This window comes from Mycobacterium shinjukuense, assembly GCF_010730055.1.
Taxonomy (GTDB): Bacteria; Actinomycetota; Actinomycetes; order Mycobacteriales; family Mycobacteriaceae; genus Mycobacterium; species Mycobacterium shinjukuense.
In genome coordinates this window covers 4388478-4413474 of the sequence record NZ_AP022575.1, presented here as the reverse complement: position 1 = coordinate 4413474, position 24997 = coordinate 4388478, and the positions used below count along the sequence as shown (strand labels likewise).

At 67.5% G+C, this 24997-nt stretch carries 23 protein-coding genes; 12 read left to right on the top strand and 11 right to left on the bottom strand.

All coding sequences use genetic code 11. The annotated features are described in order from the left end of the window. Positions 1 to 119: 119 nt before the first annotated feature. Both mshD and G6N20_RS19980 read right to left on the bottom strand, forming a co-directional pair. Positions 120 to 1076, bottom strand: a complete 957-nt coding sequence (gene mshD, locus G6N20_RS19985; RefSeq protein ID WP_083048083.1) for a mycothiol synthase — start codon at positions 1074 to 1076, stop codon at positions 120 to 122. After that, positions 1073 to 1840 (bottom strand): winged helix-turn-helix transcriptional regulator, encoded by a 768-nt coding sequence (locus tag G6N20_RS19980; RefSeq protein WP_142272021.1) that lies wholly within the window; start codon positions 1838 to 1840, stop codon positions 1073 to 1075. Before G6N20_RS19980 ends, mshD begins: the two co-directional genes overlap by 4 nt. A 217-nt stretch (positions 1841 to 2057) precedes the next feature. On the opposite strand from G6N20_RS19980, the gene lmeA reads away from it, so the two are divergent. The 7 genes from lmeA to G6N20_RS19950 all read left to right on the top strand — a co-directional run bounded on the left by lmeA (position 2058) and on the right by G6N20_RS19950 (position 9480). After that, entirely contained in the window at positions 2058 to 2870 is an 813-nt protein-coding gene (lmeA, locus tag G6N20_RS19975; protein ID WP_083048085.1) for a mannan chain length control protein LmeA, read from the top strand. A gap of 34 nt (positions 2871 to 2904) precedes the next feature. Next, entirely contained in the window at positions 2905 to 3018 is a 114-nt protein-coding gene (locus tag G6N20_RS22350; RefSeq protein WP_372516277.1) for an Ms5788A family Cys-rich leader peptide, read from the top strand. Positions 3019 to 3283: 265 nt separating this feature from the next. Beyond that, positions 3284 to 4117 (top strand): sulfurtransferase, encoded by an 834-nt coding sequence (locus G6N20_RS19970; RefSeq protein ID WP_083048087.1) that lies wholly within the window; start codon positions 3284 to 3286, stop codon positions 4115 to 4117. 1 nt (position 4118) lies between these two features. After that, positions 4119 to 4421 carry a DUF1416 domain-containing protein gene (locus tag G6N20_RS19965; protein WP_083048089.1) on the top strand — a complete coding sequence of 101 codons (303 nt, stop codon included), beginning with the start codon at positions 4119 to 4121 and terminating at the stop codon, positions 4419 to 4421. 150 nt (positions 4422 to 4571) lie between these two features. Continuing rightward, the gene (locus G6N20_RS19960) at positions 4572 to 5240 is read left to right on the top strand and encodes an FABP family protein (protein ID WP_083048091.1); all 669 of its coding nucleotides are present in this window, start codon (positions 4572 to 4574) and stop codon (positions 5238 to 5240) included. Positions 5241 to 5367: 127 nt separating this feature from the next. After that, a complete protein-coding gene (locus tag G6N20_RS19955) occupies positions 5368 to 7737 on the top strand; it encodes a hypothetical protein (RefSeq protein WP_083048093.1) in 2370 nt (789 codons plus the stop codon). A gap of 237 nt (positions 7738 to 7974) precedes the next feature. Continuing rightward, entirely contained in the window at positions 7975 to 9480 is a 1506-nt protein-coding gene (locus tag G6N20_RS19950; protein ID WP_083048095.1) for a sensor domain-containing protein, read from the top strand. Between the two features lie 259 nt (positions 9481 to 9739). On the opposite strand, the gene G6N20_RS19945 is transcribed toward G6N20_RS19950, so the two are convergent. Next, on the bottom strand, positions 9740 to 10609 hold the full coding sequence (locus G6N20_RS19945) for an aminodeoxychorismate lyase (RefSeq protein WP_142272022.1): 870 nt from the start codon (positions 10607 to 10609) through the stop codon (positions 9740 to 9742). A 213-nt stretch (positions 10610 to 10822) separates the two neighbouring features. Between G6N20_RS19945 and ygfZ the strand changes: the two genes are divergently transcribed. After that, the gene (gene ygfZ / locus G6N20_RS19940; protein ID WP_083048102.1) at positions 10823 to 11926 is read left to right on the top strand and encodes a CAF17-like 4Fe-4S cluster assembly/insertion protein YgfZ; all 1104 of its coding nucleotides are present in this window, start codon (positions 10823 to 10825) and stop codon (positions 11924 to 11926) included. 157 nt (positions 11927 to 12083) lie between these two features. Next, positions 12084 to 12272, top strand: a complete 189-nt coding sequence (locus G6N20_RS19935) for a DUF3073 domain-containing protein (protein WP_083048104.1) — start codon at positions 12084 to 12086, stop codon at positions 12270 to 12272. 48 nt (positions 12273 to 12320) lie between these two features. Here G6N20_RS19935 and purM read toward each other — a convergent pair whose 3' ends face one another. The 3 genes from purM to G6N20_RS19920 form a co-directional block, all read right to left on the bottom strand. Further along, complete coding sequence (gene purM, locus G6N20_RS19930; protein WP_083048158.1) at positions 12321 to 13409, bottom strand: phosphoribosylformylglycinamidine cyclo-ligase; 1089 nt, start codon at positions 13407 to 13409, stop codon at positions 12321 to 12323. Positions 13410 to 13505: 96 nt separating this feature from the next. Further along, complete coding sequence (gene purF / locus G6N20_RS19925; RefSeq protein WP_083048160.1) at positions 13506 to 15032, bottom strand: amidophosphoribosyltransferase; 1527 nt, start codon at positions 15030 to 15032, stop codon at positions 13506 to 13508. A gap of 149 nt (positions 15033 to 15181) precedes the next feature. Continuing rightward, on the bottom strand, positions 15182 to 15571 hold the full coding sequence (locus tag G6N20_RS19920) for a sterol carrier family protein (protein WP_083048106.1): 390 nt from the start codon (positions 15569 to 15571) through the stop codon (positions 15182 to 15184). Between the two features lie 19 nt (positions 15572 to 15590). On the opposite strand from G6N20_RS19920, the gene G6N20_RS19915 reads away from it, so the two are divergent. Then, on the top strand, positions 15591 to 16796 hold the full coding sequence (locus G6N20_RS19915) for an MCE family protein (RefSeq protein ID WP_083048108.1): 1206 nt from the start codon (positions 15591 to 15593) through the stop codon (positions 16794 to 16796). A 263-nt stretch (positions 16797 to 17059) separates the two neighbouring features. Further along, entirely contained in the window at positions 17060 to 18658 is a 1599-nt protein-coding gene (locus tag G6N20_RS19910; protein ID WP_083048110.1) for a stealth family protein, read from the top strand. On the opposite strand, the gene G6N20_RS19905 is transcribed toward G6N20_RS19910, so the two are convergent. The 3 genes from G6N20_RS19905 to purL are packed head-to-tail and all read right to left on the bottom strand — an operon-like array spanning position 18603 to position 22535. Continuing rightward, positions 18603 to 19559, bottom strand: coding sequence for a phosphodiesterase (locus G6N20_RS19905; protein ID WP_083048111.1), 957 nt, complete (start codon positions 19557 to 19559; stop codon positions 18603 to 18605). The genes G6N20_RS19910 and G6N20_RS19905 overlap by 56 nt on opposite strands. Next, positions 19546 to 20262 (bottom strand): Rv0804 family intramembrane glutamic endopeptidase, encoded by a 717-nt coding sequence (locus G6N20_RS19900; protein WP_163663162.1) that lies wholly within the window; start codon positions 20260 to 20262, stop codon positions 19546 to 19548. The genes G6N20_RS19905 and G6N20_RS19900 overlap by 14 nt, the downstream gene beginning before the upstream one ends. Continuing rightward, entirely contained in the window at positions 20259 to 22535 is a 2277-nt protein-coding gene (gene purL / locus G6N20_RS19895; protein ID WP_142272023.1) for a phosphoribosylformylglycinamidine synthase subunit PurL, read from the bottom strand. The genes G6N20_RS19900 and purL overlap by 4 nt, the downstream gene beginning before the upstream one ends. 90 nt (positions 22536 to 22625) lie before the next feature. Here purL and G6N20_RS19890 point away from each other — a divergent pair, with 90 nt between their 5' ends. Then, entirely contained in the window at positions 22626 to 23270 is a 645-nt protein-coding gene (locus G6N20_RS19890; RefSeq protein ID WP_083048117.1) for an acetyl-/succinyl-CoA transferase, read from the top strand. A gap of 73 nt (positions 23271 to 23343) precedes the next feature. On the opposite strand, the gene G6N20_RS19885 is transcribed toward G6N20_RS19890, so the two are convergent. Together G6N20_RS19885 and G6N20_RS19880 are read right to left on the bottom strand one after the other, a co-directional pair. Then, the gene (locus tag G6N20_RS19885) at positions 23344 to 23691 is read right to left on the bottom strand and encodes a VOC family protein (protein ID WP_083048119.1); all 348 of its coding nucleotides are present in this window, start codon (positions 23689 to 23691) and stop codon (positions 23344 to 23346) included. Positions 23692 to 23702: 11 nt separating this feature from the next. Then, positions 23703 to 24974, bottom strand: coding sequence for a M18 family aminopeptidase (locus G6N20_RS19880; protein ID WP_083048121.1), 1272 nt, complete (start codon positions 24972 to 24974; stop codon positions 23703 to 23705). Between the last annotated feature and the right edge of the window lie 23 nt (positions 24975 to 24997).

Sequence of the window (24997 nt, the reverse complement as noted above, 5' to 3'; positions counted from 1 at the left end):
AGGCCGACAAACCCCAGCGCGAGCGTCATCGCCGCCGCAGACGCCTTGACCGCCGTGTCGAGTCTCACCGCTGCCGCTTCCCGAACGGACGCTCGGAAAGTATGCTCCCCACCCACCCTTTAGGCATAGGACGCGGAACGATCGATTGCGACCGGTGCATAAGCCGTGTCGATGCTGTACGTCGTGAAACCCAGGCTCTGGTATGTCCGCACCGCGGCCAGGTTGTCCGACTCCACGTAGAGCAGCACGGTGGGTTCGGCGCAGGCCGCCAGCCGGCGCGCCAACCAGGCCAGACCGATCGACGTCAACGCCGTGCCCAGGCCGCGGCCCTGCGCCGACGGGTCGACACCCAAGACGTAGACCTCGCCCAGGCCCGGGTGGTCGGGGTGCACCTTGGTCCAGTGGAAGCCCAGCAGCCGGTCGGCCTCGTCGGTGGTCGACTCGGCTGAGGAGTCGGCAAAAGCCAGGAACAGGCCCGCGGGGTCGAACCACGGTTCGCGTTGCCGCTCAGCCAGCTGGATCACGCTCCACCCGCCCTGTTCTGGATGTTGGGCGAACGCGGCGTTGTTGACCCGCAGTAGCTCAGCGTCATCTGATGGGCCCGCGTAGCTGCGGATCCGCACCCCGTCCGGGATGGTTGCTTCGGGGATGTCGCGCAGCGGGCGTCGCATCTGGATCAACTCGCGGACGGGGACCAGACCCAACGCGGCGGCGGTCACTCGGGCGGGCTGCAGTGTGCCGTGCGCCCAGAACTGGTTATGTCCAGCGGTCCTGGCCAACGCCGCCCGGGCCAGCGCAGCGCCGATGCCGCGACGACGGGCCCGCGGGTGCACCACCAACTCCGCCATCGCGCCGCCGCCGTCGCGCGGTGGGCCGAGATGGAGATACCCGACGACGGCGTTGCCCGATCGCGAATCGAGCACCAGCAAATGCTCGCCGCGAGCGTGCCCCAATTCCCGCAGCACCTGTTCTCCGACGGGTGCCACGCCGTCGAATCCGGTTGCCGCCGTGACGAGTTCACGTACTCCGCGCTGCTCGTCAGCGGTCAGCGCGGAACGCCAGGCGGGCGAGGTCACTGGCTGCGTAACGGGTCGACCAGCGGCTCTTGGACACCGTCGCGATCGGTCTCGAGTTCTTCGTTGTCCGGGTCGGCGGCCGGCGCCCGGCCGCGCGCGGGGCGAACGGCCTTATAACCCACGTTGCGTACCGTTCCGATCAGCGCTTCGTGCTCCGGGCCAAGTTTGGCCCGCAGCCGCCGCACGTGCACATCGACGGTCCGGGTGCCACCGAAGAAGTCATAGCCCCAGACCTCGTGCAGCAACTGCGCGCGAGTGAACACCCGACCAGCGTGCTGGGCCAGATACTTCAGCAGCTCGAACTCCTTGTAGGTGAGGTCCAGCGGGCGGCCACGCAGTCGGGCGGTGTAGGTGCCTTCGTCGATCACCAGCTCGCCCAGGCTCACCTTGCCCACGCTTTCCTGGTCGGCCAGACCGCCACGCCGGCCAACCACCAGCCGCAATCGGGCGTCGATCTCGGCCGGGCCGGTAGTCGGCAGCAGGATCTCGTCCAATCCCCAGTCAGCGCTGACGGCTACCAGCCCGCCCTCGCTGACCACGGCCACTACCGGGGCGGACCGGCCCGCCGTGCTCAGCAGCCGGCACAAGCCGCGCGCGGACGACAGGTCGTTGCGCGCGTCGACCAGCACGGCATCCGCGTGTCCGGCCTCGAGCAGCGAGGACGCCTCCGGCGGCGCCGTCCGCACGGTATGAGGAAGCAGCGACAGCGACGGTAGGACCGGGTCGGGATACAGCTCCGAGGTCAACAGCAATAACTCCAACAAGCCCCTCCAGCGTCGTGGGAAAGGCATCTCCCAAGTTCATCGAGTCAGGTGACGTCAGTGGCCAGCTCAACTAACGATAACGTGCCACCTGGCCCCGCGCTGCTGCTCGGCTCAACGCCCAGCAGCAGCACAATCCCGCCCCACGCTGCGACGAGGCGTTTCGGGACGAAACGCCAAGGAGCAGCACAATCAGGCCAACGCTGCGATAAGCCACAATATGCGGATGCGTAAGGTGCTGGTCGGCGCGCTGGCGGCGGTGATCGTCGGCGCCGTCATTGTGGTCGCCGCCGTCGGCCTCGACTTCGGAGCCAGCATCTACGCCGAATACCGGCTGTCGACCAATGTGCGGAAGGCGGCCAATCTGGGATCGGATCCGTTCGTCGCCATCCTGGGTTTCCCGTTCATCCCGCAGGCGATGCGCGACCACTACGACGAACTGGAGATCAAGGCCTACGCCGTGGAGCACGCCACGGTCGGCAAGGCAACCCTCGAGGCCACCATGCACTCGATCGACCTGACCAACTCGTCCTGGCTGATCGGGCCCGACGCGAAGCTCCCGGTCGGCAAGCTGGAGAGCCGGATCATCATCGACTCCCTGCACCTGGGCCGCTACCTGGGGATTAGCGACCTGATGGTCGAGGCGCCGCCTCAGGAGAGCAATGACGCCACCGGCGGCACCACCGAGTCCGGGATATCCGGAAGCCATGGGCTGGTGTTCAGCGGCACCCCGAAAACCGCCAACTTCGAGCACCGGGTCAGCCTCGCGGTCGACCTGTCCATCGCCCCCGACGATCCAACGACCTTGCTGATCACCCCCACCGGCGTGCTGACCGGCCCGGAGACCGCCGACCAACCCGTTCCGGATGACAAGCGGGACGCGGTGCTGCGCGCCTTCACCGGCCGGCTGCCCAACCAGAAGCTGCCGTTCGCGGTGGCGCCCAACACCGTGGGCGCACGCGGCTCGGACGTCATCATCGAAGGCATCGCCTACGCGGTGACGATCTCGCTCGACGGGTTCAAGCAATCGTGACCGGCCCCCGGCCGCGACTGTTGGATTGATCACCATGTCATTGGGTAAGCTGGCCGACGTGCCACCCCGCAGGGAGCCACTGCTCACCCAGCGCCGCGCAGTCGATCTGTGCCGCGTCGCGGGCTGTTGCTGTCGCTGTAGCTGCTGAGTCGCCGCGCCCATCCGCGCAGCGCTCGGAGCGGCCCCGGAGCCCCTACCGTGGCGTGCCCCACCGATTACGCACACCAGGCGTCCCAAGGAGTGATCCGTGTCAAGCAGCAACACCGCCGCCGGTGATGACGTCCGGAACGCGGCGTGCGGCATCCGCGTCGGCTGTCGGCCCCACCCGCTGGTGGCTCACCTGAGACGCCGCCCCCCGCCCCGGACAACGCCGACCACCCGATGCATCACGAGAAATCGAAAGGATCCCCGCCATGGCACGCTCCGACGTCCTGGTCTCCGCCGACTGGGCTGAGCGCAATCTGGACGCCGCCCACGTCGTCTTCGTCGAAGTGGACGAGGACACCAGCGCATACGACCGCGGACACATCGCCGGCGCTGTCAAGCTGGACTGGCGCACCGACTTACAGGACCCCGTCAAACGCGACTTCGTCGACGCGGCGCAATTCTCCAAGCTGCTGAGCGACCGCGGCATCGGCAACGACGACACCGTGATCCTCTACGGCGGTAACAACAACTGGTTCGCCGCCTACGCCTACTGGTACTTCAAGCTGTACGGGCACGAGAAGGTCAAGCTGCTCGACAGCGGGCGCAAGAAGTGGGAACTCGACGGTCGCCCGCTTTCCACCGACACCGTCACGCGGCCCGCGAGCTCCTACACCGCGGCCCCGCCGGACAACTCGATCCGGGCGTTCCGGGACGAGGTGATCGCGGCCATCGGCGTCAAGAACCTGGTCGACGTGCGGTCCCCGGACGAGTTCTCCGGCAAGATCCTGGCCCCGGCCCACCTGCCACAGGAGCAAAGCCAGCGTCCCGGGCACATTCCCGGCGCCATCAACGTGCCGTGGAGCAAGGCCGCCAACGAGGACGGCACCTTCAAGTCCGACGAGGAGTTGGCCAAGCTGTACGCCGATGCCGGTCTGGATGGCACGAAGGAAACGATTGCCTACTGCCGAATCGGGGAGCGCTCGTCGCACACCTGGTTCGTGTTGCAGGAACTGCTTGGACACAAAAACGTCAAGAACTACGACGGCAGTTGGACAGAATACGGCTCCCTGGTGGGTGCCCCGATCGAGTTGGGAAGCTGACATGTGCTCTGGACCACAGCAAGGACTGACGTTGCCCGCCAGCGTCGACCTGGAGAAGGAAACGGTGATCACCGGGCGCGTGGTGGACCGTGACGGCCACGCGGTGGGCGGCGCGTTCGTGCGCCTGCTGGACTCGTCCGACGAGTTCACCGCGGAAGTCGTCGCGTCGGCAACCGGTAACTTCCGGTTCTTCGCGGCGCCGGGATCGTGGACGGTGCGCGCATTGTCGCCGGTCGGCAACGGCGACGCGGTGGTTTCTCCGTCGGGCGCGGGCATCCACGAGGTGGACGTCAAGATCGCCTGACGGACCGGCCAGCCAGGTTCCCCACAGCCCCGCGGTGACGAATAGACTCGTCACCGTGGTGCTGTTCTTCGAGATCATGCTGGTCTTGGCGACGGTGGTCATCTCCTGGTTCGCGCTGTATGCGCTGTATCGGCTGATCACCGACGAGTCGTGACCTCCGCCGACGGCCCGCACGGCCCGGGTGATGCCGCGGGCGCCGGCGATCGTGCCGTCGCCGCCGCGGCCGAACGGGCCAAGCTGACCGCGACGCGAAACATCCCCGCCTTCGACGATTTGCCGGTTCCCGCCGACACGGCCAACCTGCGGGAGGGCGCCAACCTCCACGACGCGCTGTTGGCGCTGCTGCCGCTGGTCGGTGTCTGGCGCGGGGAAGGCGAAGGCCGTGGACCCGATGGCGACTACCGTTTCGGCCAGCAGATCGTGGTCTCGCACGACGGCGGGGACTACCTGAATTGGGAAGCCCGCTCCTGGCGGCTCACCGACGCGGGGGACTACCAGGAGCCGGCCCTACGCGAAACCGGCTACTGGCGATTCGTCAGCGATCCCGACGACCCCAGCGAGTCGCAGGCGATCGAGCTGCTGTTGGCGCATTCGGCCGGTTACATCGAATTGTTTTACGGCCGGCCGCGGACCCAGTCGTCGTGGGAGCTGGTCACCGATGCGCTGGCCCGCAGCCGATCCGGTGTGCTGGTCGGCGGCGCCAAGCGGCTCTACGGCATCGTCGAGGGCGGCGACCTGGCCTATGTCGAGGAACGGGTGGACGCCGACGGGGGGTTGGTGCCGCATCTGTCGGCGCGACTGTCCCGGTTCGTCGGGTAACGGCCACCCGGGTTGGGCCGCGACGGGAAGCGTCGACGCCGCTCTCGTGTTGCGCTCGGCCGCCGGTTCCGCGTGTACTGGTCGACGTTGAAGCATCCCTGCGGGACGCCTAGCGGGAGGTCGGTGGATGCGCAGCGCGGGACCGCCCTGGCTCATGGCGCGGTGGGTCGTCTCCGCCGTCGGCCTGGTGTTGATCGGTTACCTGGCCGTGGTGGCGCTGCGGCCCGCCATCCTCGATGCGCTGCCGGCGTGGCTTGGGTGGTTCGGCCGGCCGGGATCGATGGCGACGATCGCGATCGTGGTGTCCGTGCTGGTTGCCGCGTGTGTACTGACGTTTCGGGCGGACGGCAGCCACCGGTTGGTGGGTGTTTCCTTCACCGTCATCGCCGTCCTTATCAGCATGAGCGCCGTGTTGGGCCTCAGTTCGTATTGGAGCTGTCACGACGCCGACCACCCGGCCGTCTTCACGCCGTTGATGTGGACGGCTCAGCTGGTCAAAGGCGGCATTGGCGATACCTCGCTGAGTGGGCGAAGCTGTCCCAACCCCACTCCGGTCGGTCTGGAGCTGGCGAGGCTGGCGACTTTGTCGGCGATCTTCACCGGTCTGGGCGGTGTCATTGTCGGCGTGTTCCGCTCTCAGGTGGACCGGCTGCGGGCCAACCTCGCCGACTCGGTCACCGCCATCGTGGGTGTCGACGATGACACCCAATCGATGATCAGCGGGGTCGCGCGCACATTGGACCGCCGCAGCACATTGGTAGTGATCACCAACGCCGGCGACGATCGTGTGCAACAGGTCCGTAGGCAAGGCGCCCGGGTTGTGTTGGTGGACTTCAACACTCCGTCGACCCTGGTGTCGCTACGGCTATGGCGTCATCTCAGTCGGCTCTATCTGATGTCGCCCGATCCGGCGACCAACCTGATGTGGCTGGACCTGATCAGTCGTCGGCTAGCCGAGGTCGGCACCCGGCAGCGGTTGCCCCTCATCGTGCGCATCGATGACCCGTGGCTGGCCGAGGCGTGGCGTGCCCAGCAATTCGGTGGATCCGATACCCGATGGGCGGCCGACGTGGTTGGCAAATACGAGGTGACCGCCGGGCGACTGCTCGACAGCATCATCGCGACCACCACGATAAGACGCGTATTCGTCTGCGGCACTTCGCAATTGACCCTGGCGCTGTGCGCCGACCTGACCCGTCGCACCTTGGAACGCGACTTCTACTCGGCGCCTGGAGAGCCCCCGCTGCCGACGCTCACCCTGGTCGAAAGAAACGCTGACGAGTACCTGAAGGATCACGAGTTTTATCGGCGGCAAGCCGGATTCGTCTCGGATGGGCCGACGATCGACGCAGTGACGGAGGCGCCCACGATACCGACCCTGCTGCGTCTGATCGGCGAGGACGACCCGGCAACCACCGCGGTGATTCTGGTCGACACCGACGCGTCGACGACGGGAACCAGGCTGGCCGCGCGCTTCCCGGCGATGCCGGTGTACGCCTGGGATCGCAACGCCCGAGGCGGCGAGGACTCAGCACAGGTGGTCGGCCTGCTGCAGACCTACAGCCTGGCGCTGGACACCCGCGAGGGCCAGGTCCAGGATGCGTGGGAGCGGGCCGCGCGACTGATCCACGAGCGTTATGTCGCGACGATCGACCCGAATTCACCGCGGGGCCCCGCGGCGGTGCCGTGGAGCGAGCTCGACGAGTTTTACCGCGGGTCTAATCGACGTCAGGTGCGCAATGCGTTGTGGATGGTTGAGCAGATCGCCGGGCATACCTGGAACACCTGGGGCAGCCCCCCGGCGCAGCTGTCTGGGTGCGACATGGTCGACTTGCCACCGCTGCAACAGCTCGCTCTCATGGGCTTCGATCAGTTCCCTGCGCTGCGGATGGCACGAGCGGAACACGAAGACTGGTGTCGCTATTACCGTCGCAACGGCTGGAGATATGGCACGCCTCGAGACGACTCGCGCCGGATCCACGACAAGCTGGTCGACTGGTCCGTGGTGGAAAGCAACCCGGATCTGCTCAATGCCGCGGTTCGCAGTTTGGCGGCCACGCTGTGGAGCCTGCGCCAACTCGGCTATCGGTCACGCCCGCTGTGGCGATCCTTCACCAGGGTGGGCACGGTCACCGCCGAACAGCGAAGCACTCCGTGGACGTGGAAGTCAGACTCCGGACACGCCATGCAGGCCAGCGCCGGTGACTGGGCGGTGCAGTCGGACGGCAAAACCTGGTCGGTGCGCGACGACATCTTCCGGGAAACCTACGAGCCGGCCGGCGACGGGCGTTGGCGCCGAAAGGGTTGGGTACAAGCCCGGCCGGCCCACCCCGGTGAGACGGTCAACACCCTCGAGGGCCCCACGATAGCCGCGGACGGCGACTGGGTCGTGCGCGGCGTCGACGGCGAACAATGGCCGGTCCCCGCTGACGAGTTCGCACGCCGCTACGTCGAATGTCATCCGGTGCGACAGGCGCACGTCGGCGACGGCGGTTAGCCCGCCCCGCGTCACCGCCACAAGGGGGCTTTGCTGTCGACCGAATCAGCGTGATTCGATGTCCACTCCGCACGCCCAACACTGGTACGGTATCGGCGCGTCGTCGGGTGTCGGTGTGGGCTCGGCCGCGGATAGGCCCCATCGCAGCTCGATTGCTGAGGGTCGCGCCGTAAGCTAGCGTCGCATCACGGATTCGCCGTGTGAGCCCCCCGTGCCTGGTGTTGAGGAGAGACCGCTATGGCCGTGTTCATCAGCTACTCGAGCCGGGACAGGTCGTCGCTCGACGCCCTGACGACCGCGCTCAAGCGCGCTCAACAGCAGGTCTGGTTCGACCAGGAACTCGGTGGCGGCGACGCCTGGTGGAACGCGATCCTGGAGCAGATCCGATCCTGTGAGGTTTTCGTCGTCGCACTGTCGAACAACTGGCTGCAGTCCAAGCCCAGTCAGGCCGAGTTGCGCTACGCGCAGGCGCTCAACCGGCCGATCCTGCCCGTCCGGGTGGGGCCGGTTGACAGCGTTCGGGTCAATCCCGTCGCCACCCTGCAGATCATCGACTACCAGAACCCGACCGTTGATGCCGGCATTCAATTGGTCACCGCGATCCACGCGTTGCGTGCGAAGACCCAGCCGTTGCCCTCGCCGCTACCCGACGAGCCACCGGTGCCGTTCGGTTACATCACCCGCCTGGGCAATACCCTCGCCGAAAAGGAATTAAGCCCCCAGCAGCAGCTTCAATTGCTGGTCGAGCTGCGAGCCGGACTCGATGAGGACGGCGACGATCCCAGCGCCCGAAGCGATATCGCCCAACTTCTGCGCATGCTGCGGCTGCGGCACGACGTCACCTACCGCACCCGAAGCGAAATCGACAACGTGCTGGCCGGGATCGAGGCCGAACCGGATTCGTCGGCGGGCCCATCGGCGACACCCGACGCCACGACGCAACCGCACCCGCCGGATGCAGGCACCGGGCCCGCAACCCCGCCGCAGCCGTCGGCGCGGCAACGCGCCGCTCAAGTCGACGCGGGCGGGCAATCGCGCAAGCGGTTGATGGTCATCGGCGGGCTCGCCGCGGCCGCCGTCGTCGCGATCGTGCTGGTCGTGGTGCTGGCTATGCAGGGGCCGAGTCGCAAGCCGACCGCCGCACCGGTGCCACCGGCGTCGCCGAAAGCGGTGCCGCAGACGCAAGCACGCGCCGAGTCCACTCTGGTCGGTGCCGCCGACGTCGGCACCATCTTGGGCGACCCCACCATGGTGTCCTCCGCGCACGCCGACCAGTTGCGCACCCAGCAGGGAACCTTGTCGAACCCGGACTGCCTGGGGACCTTCGAGCCGCTACAGGAGAGCGTGTACCAGCCCTTCGGCCCCACCGAGGTGCACAGCGAGGTGATCCACACCGCCGGCAATGACCCGGTTCACCGGGTGGTTGAAGCCACGGCGGCGTTCCCGTCGGCCGAAAAAGCTCGCGCATTCGTCGAGGCGTCCGCGGAAACGTGGCGGGCTTGCGCCAATCAGACCGTCACGTTCACCACCTCGAGCAAGTCAACCGACTGGACCGTCGGTGCCGTCACCGGGGACGCCCCGAAGATCATGCAGGTGCGCACGCTGGCCGGCGGCGGCAAGGCCTGCCAGCATGCGCTGACCGCGGCGTCGGATCTGGTGATCGACGTCCTAGCGTGCGGACCCGACATCACCGACGGTGCGGGCCGGATCGCCGAACAAATCGCCACCAGGGCCACGAAATAACGAGGGGACGACAGCCGCCCGTGGGTGTGTCCATGGAACGGCCCCCGAGCGCATTCTCGGTTGGACAGACCGAAGGCTCGGGGGCCGGGTGGCTGCGGGGAATTCGCCAGCGCGGTTGTCGCTGACTCTTCCGAGCCAACGCTGCTAGCGCGCAGCCACCTCACATGTCCATGACGCTATCAATTTCGCGGACCACCTCCTTTCCTGTGTACGCCGAAAACTACCGGTACTTACCGCTGCCCACAACAGATTTAGCGGTTCAGCGATCACTGACGATTGCGGCATCGATCAGTTGGGCGAACGCCGCGGCGATCGGGTGAGTTGGCAGGCGCCGACCGTTTAGGGTGTGCACACGCGCGGCCAGCGTCATGCTCGACACCAGCCAAATGCCTTGAGCGTCAAGGAGATCGGTAATCCGCAGCGCGCGATAGTCGCAGTCGTAGCCCTGATCACGGGCGACCTCGAAGAGCGCCTGCTGGGTGGTGCCCCGCAGGATCGGGTACCACGGCGGCGGGGTCAGCAAGCAGGGGTTACCGTCGGCGCGATCCTCGGCGGTGGCGATCACCACCGTCGAGCGTGGGCCTTCCAGGATGTAGCCGTCGGAGCTGACGAAGATGACGTCACCGGCGCCTTGGCGGGCGGCATGGCGCAGGACGGCCATGTTCACCGCATAGGACAGGGTCTTGGCGCCGGCCATCAGCCAGGGCATCGCCTCGGCCCCGGTGGCCGGCAATCCTCGATCCAGCGTGATCGCCGCTACGCCATCGCGGCGCGCCGCGGCCACCCGCTCGGGGAGCGGATTGATCATCACGTAGGCTGTCGGCGCCGAGCCGCCCTCCCGACCTCGGCTATAGATCAGCCGGAGCGCGCCCTCGTCATCGGTTCCCGTCGCCCACTGCCGCGTTGCCGCATCGATCGCGCGCCGCCAGCTGGCGAGGTCTGGTTCGGGAAGGTCCATCATTCTCGCCGACTGGGTCAGCCGCTGCAGGTGTGCCTCAACCAAACATGCCCTGCCGTCGCGTACCAGCAGCGTCTCGAAGACGCCGTCGCCGCGTACCGCCGCAAGGTCATCGGCGGTTAGCAGGGGCTTCCCCGGCTCCAGCATCTCGCCGTCGAGCGTGATCACCACACCCGTCTGCCCAGCCATGCCCCAGCAGCCTAAATGGCGATCGCAAGCGCGGCAGCGCCGGGCGCAGCGGGTCGCCATCATTGGGCCCCGACGATCGCAAGCGCGGCAGCGCCGGGCGCAGCGGGTCACCATCATTGGGCCCCGACGATCGCAAGCGCGGCAGCGCCGGGCGCAGCGGGTCGCCATCGCACGCCAGATCCGTAGAGTTGTTGTGTGCCCGCAGTTCCTGCCCCCGATCCCGGACCCGATGCGGGCTCGATCTGGCATTACGGCGATCCGCTGGGCGAGCAACGTGCTGCCGAGACCGACGCCGTGCTGGTGGACCGCTCTCACCGCGCCGTGCTCACGCTGACCGGCGGCGACCGGCAGACCTGGCTGCACAGCATCTCCACCCAGCACGTCAGCGACCTACCCGAGGGCGCCAGCACGCAAAACCTCAGCCTCGACAGCCAGGGCCGGGTGGAGGACCACTGGCTGCAGACCGAGCTGGGAGGCGCGACCTACCTCGATACCGAACCCTGGCGGGGCGCCCCGCTGCTGGACTACCTGCGCAAGATGGTGTTCTGGTCGGACGTGACCCCCAGCGCCGCGGACATGGCGGTGCTGTCGCTGCTGGGTCCGCGGTTGGCTGACCAGCCGTTGCTCGGTGCGCTGGGTCTGCAGGCACTGCCCGCCGAGACGTTCGCGGTGGCACTGGCCGGCGGCGGCTTTGTGCGCCGGATGCGCAGCGCTCGCGCTGACCACATCGAACTGGACCTGCTGGTGCCGCGCGCCGACTCGGCTGGCTGGCACCAGCGCCTGAGGCAGGCCGGTGTGCGGCCGGCCGGTGTGTGGACCTACGAAGCCCACCGGGTGGCGGCCCGGCGTCCGCGGCTCGGCGTTGACACCGACGAACGCACCATTCCTCATGAAGTCGGTTGGATCGGCGGTCCCGGTGACGGTGCCGTCCACCTGGACAAAGGCTGCTACCGCGGGCAAGAGACCGTCGCGCGAGTGCACAACCTGGGTAAACCGCCGCGGATGCTGGTGTTGTTACACCTCGACGGCTCCGCGGATCGACCGGGCACGGGTGATCCGGTGCTGGCCGGGGGTCGCACCGTGGGGCGACTCGGAACGGTGGTCGAGCACGTCGACCTGGGACCGGTCGCGCTGGCCTTGCTCAAGCGGGGACTGCCGCCCGACGCCGAATTGCTGACCGGGGCGGACGGCGACGTCGCGGCGGCGATCGACGTCGAATCGCTGCCGCCGCCCGACGAACTGGGCGCCGGACGGCTGGCCGTCCAACGGTTCCGAGGTCAGACCCGGGACTTCCGGTGACCGCCGCGGCGCTCTGCGCCCGGATGCACATGGCGGCAGGGCAGGGCCACGCCCACCCGCGCGGCACGGTAAACTGTCGGCAGGACAATAACGACACCAAGAGATCGGAGCCGCCTACTCGTTAGGCCGCTCCGTTATTTCGCGAGGGGGTTCCCCCATGGGCCGCGGCCGGGCTAAGGCAAAGCAGACCAAGGTTGCTCGAGAACTGAAATACAGCTCCCCGCAGACCGACTTTCAGCGGCTTCAGCGCGAGCTGTCAGGGACGCGCACTGATGAGGCCGACCGGTTAGACGACGACCGATTGGCCCACGACCCTTGGGACGACGAGGACGACTGGCGCCGCTAGAGCTCAGCGCTTTTCTTCCACCCGGCCCGTGCCGGGTGGCTCCGGCTCCTAGAACCGCGGGTGCTGCCCGACGAGTTTGGCGCGCGGGCCTTCCTTGCCGCCTTTGCAGACGGTCCCCAACACCCAACAGTTCAGATGTCGTGCGGTCAACACGGCCAGCGCGCGGTCGGTGTCTTCGGGAGCGACGACAGCGACCATCCCGACGCCCATGTTGAACGTCTTTTCCATCTCGGCCCGGGAGACCCGACCGCGCTGGGCGATCATGGCGAACACCGGGGCGGGCGTCCACGTGCCACGGTCCACCTCTGCGACCAGCCCATGCGGAATGACACGCGCCAAGTTGCCGGCCAGCCCGCCGCCGGTGACATGGCAAAACGTGCGAACATGGGTCTCGGCGGCCAGTGCCAGACAGTCCTTGGCGTAGATCCGGGTGGGCTCGAGCAGCTCTTCGCCCAGGGTACGGCCGAACTCCTCGACGTAACCGGCCAGGTTCATCCGGTCGATCTCGAGCAGCACGGTGCGAGCGAGGGAGTATCCGTTGGAGTGCAGACCGGATGACCCCAGCGCGATGATGACATCGCCGGGTTTAACGCGGTCGGGCCCCAGCACGTTGTCGGCGTCGACCACGCCGACCGCGGTGGCCGAGATGTCGTAGTGGTCGGGTTCCATCAAGCCGGGATGTTCGGCGGTCTCGCCACCCAGCAGCGCGCAGCCCGCTCGGACGCAGCCTTCGGCGATACCGCTGACGATCGCGCTCACCCGTTCCGGCACCGTCCTGCCGACCGCGATGTAGTCCTGCAGGAACAGCGGCTCTGCGCCGCACACCACCACGTCGTCGACCACCATCGCGACCAGGTCGAGGCCGACGGTGTCATGCTTGTCCATGGCCTGAGCGACCGCCAGCTTGGTGCCGACGCCGTCGGTGGAGGCCGCCAGCAGTGGTTCGCGGTAGCCGCCGCGCAGGCCGAACAACCCGGCGAAGCCGCCCAGCCCTCCGCGCACCTCGGGTCGACTGGCCTTGGTTGCCAGCGGCTTGAACAATTCGACGGCGCGGTCACCGGCTTCGATGTCCACCCCGGCCGATGCGTAGGTGATGCCTTGGTTGCCTCGTCCGAAACCTTGTGCGGGATCCGTCATCGCGATAAAGGCTACCGGGCCGCGCGCACCGCCGGTATCGGTAATGGGTGCGGTCATGCCGACCGCTTACGGGCGGTGGTGCCCGCGGCGGCGGCGTCAGCGCCCGACGGGGAGGTCATCGGTCGCCAGATCGCCCAGCCCGGCGCCGCGGGCCGCGCTGGCGAGCATGTGCTCGATGACGTTTTTGCCTAGCGCGGTCTCGCTGGGCAGCTCGATCGGGTATTTGCCGTCGAAGCACGCCGTGCACAGCCGCGACGCGGGCTGCTCGCTGGCGGCGATCAGACCCCGCAGCGAGAGGTACCCCAGCGTGTCGGCGTTGATGGCATGCCGAACCGCTTCCAGCATCTCCCCTTCGTCTTCGACGGCGTTGGCGATCAACTCGGCCGGCGACGGGAAGTCGATGCCGTAGAAACAGGGCCACTTGACCGGGGGTGAGGCGATGCGCACGTGCACTTCCACCGCGCCGGCCTCGCGCAGCATGCGCACCAGCGCGCGCTGGGTGTTGCCCCGCACGATCGAGTCGTCGACGACGATGAGCCGTTTGCCGCGGATCACCTCTTTGAGCGGGTTCAGCTTCAGCCGGATCCCGAGCTGACGGATGGTCTGTGACGGCTGAATAAAGGTGCGCCCGACGTAGGCGTTCTTCATCAGGCCCTGCCCGTACGGGATGCCGGACTCTTGCGCGTATCCCACCGCGGCCGGGGTGCCCGATTCCGGAACGCCGATCACCAGATCCGCGTCAACCGGGCATTCGCGGGCCAGTCGGCGTCCGATCTCCAGCCGGGTGGCGTGCACGGACCGGCCGGCGATCGTGCTGTCCGGTCGCGCCAAGTAGACGTATTCGAACACGCAGCCCTTCGGCGTGGGATTGGCGAACCGGGTGGACCGCACCCCGTCGGCGTCGATCGCAAGCAATTCACCGGGTTCGATGTCCCGGACGAACGAGGCGCCGACGATGTCCAGCGCCGCCGTTTCCGAGGCCACCACCCAGCCGCGATCCAGCCGTCCGAGCGACAGCGGCCGCACCCCATACGGATCGCGGCACGCATACAGCGTGTTCTCGTCCATAAACGTCAGGCAGAACGCTCCGCGCACGGTTGGCAGCAGGTCCAGCGCCGCCTGCTCCAGGCTGGCATCGGCCGCGCCGTGGGCCAGCAATGCGCCTAGGATGTCGGAGTCCGTCGTCGCCGGGGCCGGGCAGCGTCTGGCGATCAATCCGGCGTCCCGGGCACGCGCGGCAAGGGCAGCGGTGTTGACCAGGTTTCCGTTGTGCCCCAACGCGACCCCGGTGCCGGCGGCGGTGTTGCGGAACACCGGCTGGGCGTTCTCCCAGGTGGTGTCCCCGGTGGTGGAGTAGCGGCAGTGTCCGATGGCGACGTGGCCCGGCATGGCCGCCAAGGTCTGCTCGTCGAACACCTGGCTGACCAGGCCAAGGTCTTTGAAGACCAGCACCTGGGACCCATCGGCGACGGCGATCCCGGCTGCCTCTTGGCCGCGATGCTGCAACGCGTACAGGCCGTAGTAGGTGAGTTTGGCGACATCCTCACCCGGGGCCCAGACTCCGAATACACCACACTCTTCCCGGGGGGGGCTGGGGTCCTGCTCGGGCTGCTGGCGGGTCACGGTTTGGCGGCTCCCTGGGGCGCGGTTGGTGACGTATCCGAAGTCTACGGCGACCACCGGCCCGCCGCCGAATCAAGGCTCGCGTGTTGGCTGCCCCGGGGCCAACCACCGACGGCGTTGACCACCCACGTGGCTCGGCCCGCCAACTTTCAGCCGACGCTGACCAGCGGCAGCCAGCCTTCGATGTCACCGGCCCGGGAACCCGACAGGGTCAGCGCGCCGGTGGCTTTCGCGTCGGACACCGTCAGCATGCCGGTCGCCAACAACAACCAGGTTCGCGGGTCGGTCTGCACCACGTTGGGCGGGTTGCCGCGGGTATGCCTGGGCCCGGATACACACTGGACCGCGACGAACGGCGGGATCCGTACCTCGACGCTGGCGCCCGGAGCCACCGCGGCAAGGGTGCGCGCGGTGAGCCGAACGGCCCTGCCCAAGGTGTCCCGGTCGGGTGCCGGACGGGTGTCGTCTCGCAACCAATCCGCGAGCGCCAATACGGCGTGCCGAGTCTTTGCCGGGTTGGTGCTATCGCGGGCGACCATAGCTTAGGGTCTCAGAATCATGGATCCGCGGAGCCGGCCACCATTCAAAACCATCGGCCTGGTGGCATTGGTGGTGTTGGGGCTCACCGGTGCGATGTTGTACGGGCAATTCCGTGGGATGTTCATTCCGAAGACGACATTGACGATGATTGCTCCGCGGGCCGGCTTGGTGACCGATCTGGGCGCCAAGGTCACCATGAACGGGGTGCAGATCGGCCGGGTGTCCAGCATCTCCGAGGTTACTCGGGACGGCGTGCCGGCGGCCAAGCTGGTGCTGGATGTGGATCCGAAGTACATCAGCCAGATCCCGGCCAATGTGGCGGCCCAGATCAAGGCGACCACGGTCTTCGGAAACAAATACGTGGCGCTGGCTTCACCAAAAGATCCCGCTCCACAGCACATCACACCAGCCATGGTGATCGATGCGACGGCGGTAACCACAGAATTCAACACGCTGTTCCAGACGCTGACCGCGATCACCCAGAAGGTGGATCCGGTCAAGCTCAACCTGACGCTGAGCGCGGCCGCTGAGGCCCTCAGCGGGTGGGGTGACAAGATCGGCGCCGCGCTGATCGACGGCAACACCATCCTCGATGACCTGAACCCGCAGATGCCGCAGGTCCGCTCCGACATCGCGCGGTTGGCGGCCCTGGGCGATATCTACGCCGACGCCTCCTCGGACCTGTTCGCTGCCCTCGACCGGGCGGTGACCACGGCGCGGACGCTACACCAGCACCGGAGCGATCTGGATGCGGCGTTGCTGGCGGCGGCCGGCTTCGGCGTCACCGGGGCCGACGTGTTCGGGCGCGGCGGGCCGTACCTGGTGCGCGGGGCCGCCGATCTGGTTCCCACCGGCCAGCTCTTAGACGAGTACAGTCCCGAAATCGTCTGCGCCATCCGCAACTACAACGAAGCAGCGCCCAGGATCCGCACGGCACTGGGGTTCAACGGCTACGCGCTGGGGGCAAACTCGGCCGGCTCCATCTCGGGCGCACCAAATCCGTACATCTATCCGGAAAACCTGCCCCGGATCAACGCGCGGGGGGGACCCGGCGGGCGACCGGGATGCTGGGCAAAGATCACCCGCGACCTGTGGCCGGCGCCGTATCTGGTGATGGACGTCGGCGCCAGCCTGGCGCCATACAATCACTTCGAACTTGGTTCACCGCTGATCGTCGAACACGTGTGGGGCCGCCAGCTCGGTGACAACACGATCAACCCCTAGCATGGTGTCGGCCGGACACCGGATCGCAAGAGACAGCCCACGACACCACGGCTCCTGCGGGCCTTCGCCGCTGCGGCTGTGCTGACCGTCGCCAGGTGTGGCGGCATCTGGTGACCATGCACAGCGCCGCGGATGCCGGCGGACCGTTAAAGCTGCTGTCCTGCAAGAGGTGTCGCCGCAACCGCATGGTCCCCGCCATGCGCCCACGCCGGAAATGTGACATCCTCGGTGCCGTAGTCACTTCTCTCTAAGGCGGTGATCCGATGCCCAAGACCATTTCGCGTGACGGCGCTCGGCCCGTCCAGCGCGCCCTGGCTCCCATCATTGTCACCCGGCGAGGCAAGATTGCCCGCCTGGAGTCCAGCCTGACCCCACAGGAGGCGCAGATCGAGGATCTGGTCTTCGTGCGAAAGACGTTGAACCGGGCAGATATTCCCTTCCTGTTGATCCGCGACCACAAGAACCGGCCGGTGCTCGCTATTGACATCCAGCTGCGCCCCGCCGTCGAGCGCGCCCTGGCCGCCGCGTGTCTTACCGAACCGATGTACGCCAAGACGATGGACCAGAAGGGAATCTCTCCCGTCCTGATGGCCAACGGGCGGCTATCGTCGTCGGCCGACCCCCGTATCGTCCGGTTGTACCGGCGCCGGATTGCACCGGGCGGATTTCGGTATGGTCCGGCATTCGGCGTGGAACTCCAATTCTGGGTTTACGAAGAGACCGTGATCCGCTGTCCGGTGGAAAACTCGCTGACCCGTAAACTGCTGCCGAAGAATGAGGTAGTACCGACCACCGTCAAGTTGTACGGCTACAAATGGCCGACGCTGGAGGGGATGTTCACGCCGCACGCCAGCGACGTGACGTTCGACATTGATCTGGTGTTCTCCTGGGTCGACGGCAGCGACCCGGAGTTCCGGGCGCGGCGCGCGGCACAAATGTCCCACTACGTGGTGGGCGAGGGTGACGATGCGGACGCGCGAATCCGCCAGATCGACGAATTGAAATACGCGCTGCGGTCGGTGAACATGTTCGCCCCATGGATCCGGCGCATCTTCATCGCGACAGATTCAACCCCACCGCGGTGGCTGGCCGAGCATCCCAAAATCACCATCGTGCGCGCCGCGGAACACTTTTCGGATCGCGCCGCCTTGCCCACCTATAACTCGCATGCGGTGGAGAGCCAGCTGCACCATATTCCGGGGCTCAGCGAGCACTTTCTGTACTCCAATGACGACATGTTTTTCGGTCGGCCGGTCAAGCCCAGCATGTTCTTCTCCTCGGGTGGTGTGACCCGGTTCATCGAGGCCAAGACCCGAATCGGGCTCGGGGCAAACGATGCCACCCGCAGTGGTCACGAGAACGCGGCCCGGGTGAACCGGCAGCTCCTTTACGAGCGGTTCGGCCATCTGATTACCCGCCATCTGGAGCACACCGCCGTCCCGTTGCGCAAGAGCGTGCTGGTCGAGATGGAGCGGGAATTTCCTGAGGAATTCGCGCGGACCCAGGCCAGCGCATTTCGGTCCGGCACCGACATTTCGGTGACCAACTCGCTGTACCACTACTATGCGCTGATGACCGGCCGCGCCGTGCAGCAGGAGAAAGCCAGGGTCTTGTACGTGGACACCACCAGCTATGCGGGCCTGGACTTGCTGCCGGAATTGCGCAAGCGACGCAAGTACGACTTCTTCTGCCTCAATGACGGCAGTTTTCCCGAAGTCGGCGCCGCCGAGCGAGCGGAGCGGGTCGTCAGTTTCCTGGAGCGGTATTTCCCGATACCCGCGCCGTGGGAGAAGGTGGCGGCGGATATCAGCCAGCAGGACTTTGCCGAACCGATGGCGTCAGCACCATCGGAAGGTCGGTGAACAGCGAATCGCGCCGCGACGGTTCGATGAACATTCCGCTTTCGGCGATGCGACGTTTCGCCTGCGTGGGAGAGACAAAGGTGCCCACGGTTTGTCCGGTACCCAGCGGAATAACCGAGTGCACGACGGTGTCCTGGTAGACGTGCACCACATTGCAGCCCTGGGCACCGTCTCGGCCGCGGGTTCCGCCGACGGCGACGGTCAGGTCTTGGGTGTAGCAGGTGGCGGATGCCACCGACACCGGAATGCCGACGAATGTGGCGTTGGTCGAGTAATGCAGGTGCCCGGCCAGAATGGATCGGACGTCGCTGCCCTCGAGTACCCGGCCTAGCGCGGCTTGGTCGCGAAGTTCCACCGTCACGGCCAGGTCCAAGACGCTGGGAATGGGTGGATGGTGCACCGCCAAGATGGTGCCGTGCGGGGCCGGGATTGCCAATTCGTGGGCAAGCCATCTCAATTGAAGGGTGCTGAGTTCGCCGTGATGATGTCCCGGCACCGAGGTGTCCACGGTGATGATCCGCAGGCCGTCAATCATGTAGACCCGGTCCAGCGGTGCCATCGACGGCGCCTCGTCGAGCAGGAATCGGCGCAGGGCGGCCCGGTTGTCGTGGTTGCCCATCACCCAGATGAGTTCGGCGCCCAGCTCGGCGGCAAAGGGTTCGACCACGCCGCGCAGTTTGCGATACGCCGCCGGCTCACCGGCGTCGGCCAAGTCACCGGTGAAAACGATGGCATCCGGGCGCACCCCGGAATGTTTCAGCTGGTTGAGTAGATCACCCAGCCTGCCGTCGGCGTCCACCACGCCGTAGAGGGGGTCATCCCCCCCGTTGAGATGCGTGTCGCTGATGTGTAGCAGAACGTATTCCGGCCGCGGATGCTCCGCGGCCCTAAGTCTGTCCACCTGAGGTGTCAACCCTCTCGGTCGAGTGATCGCCGTGTGATGGCGCCGAGGTTCGAGTATAGCCGCTCCGCCGGGCACCGCTCGGATCGTGCGGCCGGTGTCGCTGGATGGTCAGCGCCGCGACCGCACCGGCCTCGTTGACGGCCAGGTGCGCCAGCAATGGCGCCGCCAGGCTTTCGGACCGGTCGGCCAGCCAGCCGAAAAGCCAGCCTGCAACGCCGGTCACCAGCACCGTTGCCGCCAGCGGCGCGCCGGTCTCGCGCGCGTCCGGAACGTGGGACAGGCCGAAGGCGCCGGCCTGTAGCAAACGTCCACCGGCCGGACCGAAGGCCCCGGAACCGGCGGTGGCCAGCGCCGCGCGGAACGCGGCCTCCTCCGCCCACACCGTGCCGACGGGTATGTGCAGCACCAGCCAGCCCGACACCGACGTCGGCCGGGCGTGCGCCGACATCGACAGCCGCACGGCTGGCAGCGAGGTGGCGGCCGCCACCGCCGTCGTCGCCACCACCGCGGCCGCCGAGCCCAGCCGCAACCCCGCCCACAGCCGCGGCGGACACAGACCCAACGGCGCACGGGTCACCAGCACCAGAGCGCCAGCCAGACCGGCCTGCAGCGGCACCCGCCACCGGGCACGCAGCCGAGCACCGACAAAGCTCCACCCGATCAGGGCGGCGGCCAACGACAGCGCCCGCAGCCGACTCATCCAAACAGCCGCGGCAGCACCGCCTCCGACGTCGCGCGCAGCTCGGCCAGCGACACCGTGAACAGGCCCTGCACCTCGACCGCGTCCGCAGCCTGGTCGACGACCCCGATGCGCACCGCCGGCAACCCACGCGCCTGGCACATCGCGCGGAACCGGCTCTCCTCGGTGCGCGGCACGGCGACCAGCACCCGGCCCGCGGACTCAGAAAACAGCATGACAAACGGGTCGGCGCCGTCGGGCAGCACGATGCGGCAACCGGTTTCACCCGCCAGCGCGGATTCGACGATGGTTTGGGCCAGCCCGCCTTCGGACAGGTCGTGTGCGGCGGAGACCAGCCCGTCGCGGGACGCCGAGCACAACACGTCGGCCAGCAGCTTCTCCCGGGCCAGGTCGACCGCGGGCGGCCACCCCCCCAGATGGTCGGCGGTCACCTGCGCCCAGACGGAGCCGTCGAACTCGTCGCGGGTGTCGCCCAGCAGCATCAGGGTTTCGCCGGGTTCACTGCCGAAAGCGGTGGGGATGCGCCGGGCGACGTCATCGATCACACCGAGCACCCCGACCACCGGGGTGGGCATGATCGCCGTCGACCCCGTTTGGTTGTAGAAGCTGACGTTGCCACCGGTGACCGGAATGCCCAGGGCGGCACAGCCATCGGCGAGACCTCGGACCGCCTGCGCGAACTGCCACATCACCCCGGGATCCTCGGGGGATCCGAAGTTGAGGCAATTGGTCACCGCGACCGGGGTGGCGCCGGTGACGGCGACGTTGCGGTAGGCCTCGGCCAGGGCGAGTTGGGCGCCGGTGTAGGGATCCAGCAGCGTGTATCGTCCCGACGCATCGGTCGACACGGCGATGCCGCGGCCGGTGGTCTCGTCGACGCGCAGCATGCCGCCGTCGGCGTGTTCGGCGAGCACCGTGTTGCCGCGCACGTACCGGTCGTATTGCTCGGTGATGAACTTGCGGCTGCACAGATGTGGGCTGCCCAGCAGCGCAAGCAAGGTCGCGCGCAGCTGGTCGCCGGTGGCCGGCCGGGGCAGCCGGGCCGAGGCGTCGGCGTTCAGGGAGTCCTGGGTTGCGGGGCGGGCGACCGGACGATGGTAGACCGGGCCTTCGTGGGCCACGGTGCGCGGCGGCACGTCGACGACGGTGTGGCCACACCAGGTGATCCGCAACCGGTCGCCGTCGGTGACCTCGCCGATCACGGTGGCCAGCACCTCCCACTTGCGGCACACCGCCATAAACGCGTCCACGTTCTCCGGCGCGACCACCGCGCACATCCGCTCCTGCGACTCGCTGCATAACACCTCGGCGGGCGTCATCTCTTTGGCCCGCAGCGGGACGGTGTCGAGCTGGATGGCCATTCCGCCGTCCCCGGCAGCTGCCAATTCCGATGTGGCGCACGCTAGTCCGGCCCCACCCAGATCCTGGATGCCGATCACCAATCCGCCCGCGTAGAGCTCCAGGCAGCATTCGATGAGCACCTTCTCCATGAACGGGTCGCCCACCTGCACCGAGGGCAGTTTCTTGCGGGCGGCACCCTCGGCATCGGCGGCGTCGAAGGTGTCCGACGCCAGCACCGACACCCCGCCGATGCCGTCGAGACCGGTGCGCGCGCCGAACAGGACGATCTTGTTCCCAACGCCCGAGGCGAACGCCAAATGGAGGTCCTCCTGGCGTAAGACGCCGACACACATCGCGTTGACCAACGGGTTGCCGGCATAGCAGGCGTCGAAGACGGTCTCGCCGCCAATGTTGGGTAAGCCCAGCGAGTTGCCGTAGCCGCCGATGCCCCGGACCACACCGTCGAGCAGCCGGCGGGTATCGGGGGCGTCGGCGGCGCCGAAGCGCAGCTGGTCCAGCACGGCCACCGGCCGCGCACCCATGGCCATGATGTCGCGGACGATGCCCCCGACGCCGGTGGCCGCACCTTGGTAGGGCTCGACGTAGGACGGGTGGTTGTGCGATTCCACCTTGAACGTGACGGCCCAGCCGTCGCCGATGTCGACCACGCCGGCGTTTTCGCCGATCCCGGCCAGCATGCCGGCGCGCATCTCGTCGGTGGTGGTCTCCCCGAAGTAGCGCAGGTGCACCTTGGACGATTTGTAGGAGCAGTGCTCGCTCCACATCACCGAATACATGGCCAGCTCGGTGTCGGTGGGCCGGCGCCCCAGGATGTCGCGGATCCGCTGGTACTCGTCATCTTTGAGGCCCAGCTCGTGAAAGGGTTGCGGGTGGTCGGGGGTGGCGGCGGCGTGTTCGACGGTGTCAATCACATGGGTGCGCCCGGACGTCATTGGAGACAGTGTAGGGTCCCCACGAAAAATCGAGCTGACTGGTCACAACGCGGTCCCGATAATGAGGCCATGTCTCGTCACTGGCCGCTGTTTGACCTGCGCATCACCACGCCGCGGACGCAGCTGCGGCTGCCCACCGAGGAGTTGTGCGACCAGCTGATCGACACCATTCTCGACGGAATCCACGACCCCGAGCGGATGCCGTTTGCGGTTCCGTGGACGCGAGCGCCGCGGGCCGATCTACCGTTTAACACCCTCTCGCACCTCTGGCAGGAACTGGCACGCTTCCAACAGGACGACTGGGCGCTGCCATTCGCAGTCGTCATCGGCGGCCGGGCCGTCGGCGTTCAGGCCTTATCCGCCAAAGACTTCCCCATCGCGCGTCAGGTTGCGTCCGGTTCATGGCTCGGATTGGGTTACCAACGCCGTGGCTATGGCACCGAGATGCGCGCGGCCGCACTGCATTTCGCGTTCACCGAGCTGGGAGCGGAAGTCGCCACCTCAGCGTCTTTTGTCGATAACCCGGCCTCGATCGCGGTTTCCCGCCGCAACGGTTACCGAGACAACGGCGTGGAGCAGGTGGCACGCGAGGGAGTCATGGTGGAGCAGTTGCGTTTCCGGCTGACCCGCGACGATTGGCAGCGGCATCGCAGCGTCGAGGTGCGGGTGGACGGGTTCGACCGCTGCCGAGGGCTTTTCGGCCTTGCCTGCTGATCCCTCGCCGAACGTGAACTCACGGCGCGATTTTCGCAATATTCTCGCCATGAGTTCACGTTCGGCGAAGTGGTTACTGACTCGCCACGCAGAAGACGTTGCCCTCGGGGTCGGCCAGCACCACCCAGCGGAAGGTGTCGCCCATCTGGTGCCGTTCCACCTCGTTGGCACCGGCAGCGGTCAGCCGCGACACCTCGGCATCCACATCCTCAGTAGTGAAATCGAGGTGCACGCGGTTCTTTCCGGGCGACGGGTCGGGCACCTTCTGGAATCCCAGCCGGGGCCCCGCGGGTCGGGTCACCGCGATGAATTCGCCGGGCAGCAGTTCGTGGGTCTTACCGCCGAACTGCTCGGCCCACCAGCCGGCCAGCTTCGCGGGGTCGGCGCAGTCGAAGGTGACCATCTCTACGGTGAGTGCCATAACGCTAGACCCTATGCCCGCGGCGCAAGGAACGCACCCAGCGCCGCCGCATAGGCGGCCACGTCGTGGGCGCCCATCAGTTCACGCGCGGAGTGCATGGCAAGCTGGGCGGCGCCGACGTCGACGGTGGGGATGCCGGTCCGGGCCGAGGCCAACGGTCCGATCGTCGATCCGCACGGCAGGTCGGCGCGGTGTTCGTAACGCTGCACCGGCACGCCGGCCTGCTGGCAGGCCAGCGCGAACGCCGCGGCGGTGCGCCCGTCGGTGGCGTAGCGCAGATTCGGGTGCACCTTGACCACCGGTCCGGCGTTGACCTCGATGAGGTGACCGGGCTCGTGACGCTCGGGGTAGTTGGGGTGGGTCGCGTGCGCCATGTCGGCCGAGGCCAGCAGCGAGGCCGGCAGCCGCCGCAGGAAGTCCTCCCGGCTGCCGCCGGCGGCCAGCACGATGCGTTCCAGGACGCCTGCCAGCAGGTTGGACTGGGCGCCGTGGTCGGAGGCCGAGCCGACCTCCTCGTGGTCGAAGATCACCAGCACCGGCACGACACCGCGCGGCGCCGAGTCCCCGTCCCAGGCCAGCAACGCCTCCATCCCCGCATAGCAGCTGGCTAGATTGTCCAGACGCGGGGCGCTCAGCAGGCTGGAGTCGGCGCCGATCACCGCCGACGGGGTCAGGTCATGGGTCATCAGGTCGGCGGCCAACACATCGGCTTCGGCTACCCCGGCGCGCTCGGCGACATACCTCAGAAAGGACCCCGGCTGATCGCCCACACCGAAGACCGCATTGACATGTCGTTGTGGATCCAACGTGACGGACTTGCGGTCCTCGGCCAGGTGGATGGCCAGCTGCGGCACCCGCAGAATCGGATCGTCTATCCGGACCAGCCGGTGGGCTAGCCCGGCGTGGTCTCGCACCGTTAAGCGCCCGCTGATGCCCAGATCACGGTCCAGCCAGGAGTTCAGCCACGCGCCCCCGTACGGCTGCAGCGCGACCACCTGCCAGCCGGCGACCAGCAGATCCGGATGCTGTTTGACCCGGAGATTGGGGCTGTCGGTGTGCGCGCCGACGATCCGGAACGGTCCCGCCGGCCCGTCGCAGTTCCAGGCCACCAGCGACGCGGCCCGCACGATGAAGTAGCGGCCGGGCTGGTCCGGCCAGCGGTCCGCCTCGCCGAGCTCGGTGTAGCCGGCAGCGCGCAGCCGTCGGGCCACCGTGGCGCAGACGTGAAACGGGGAGGGGGACGCGTCGATGAATTCGCACAGGCCAAGGGCGGTGGCCACCATGCACCCATGTTTAGCACCCGCGA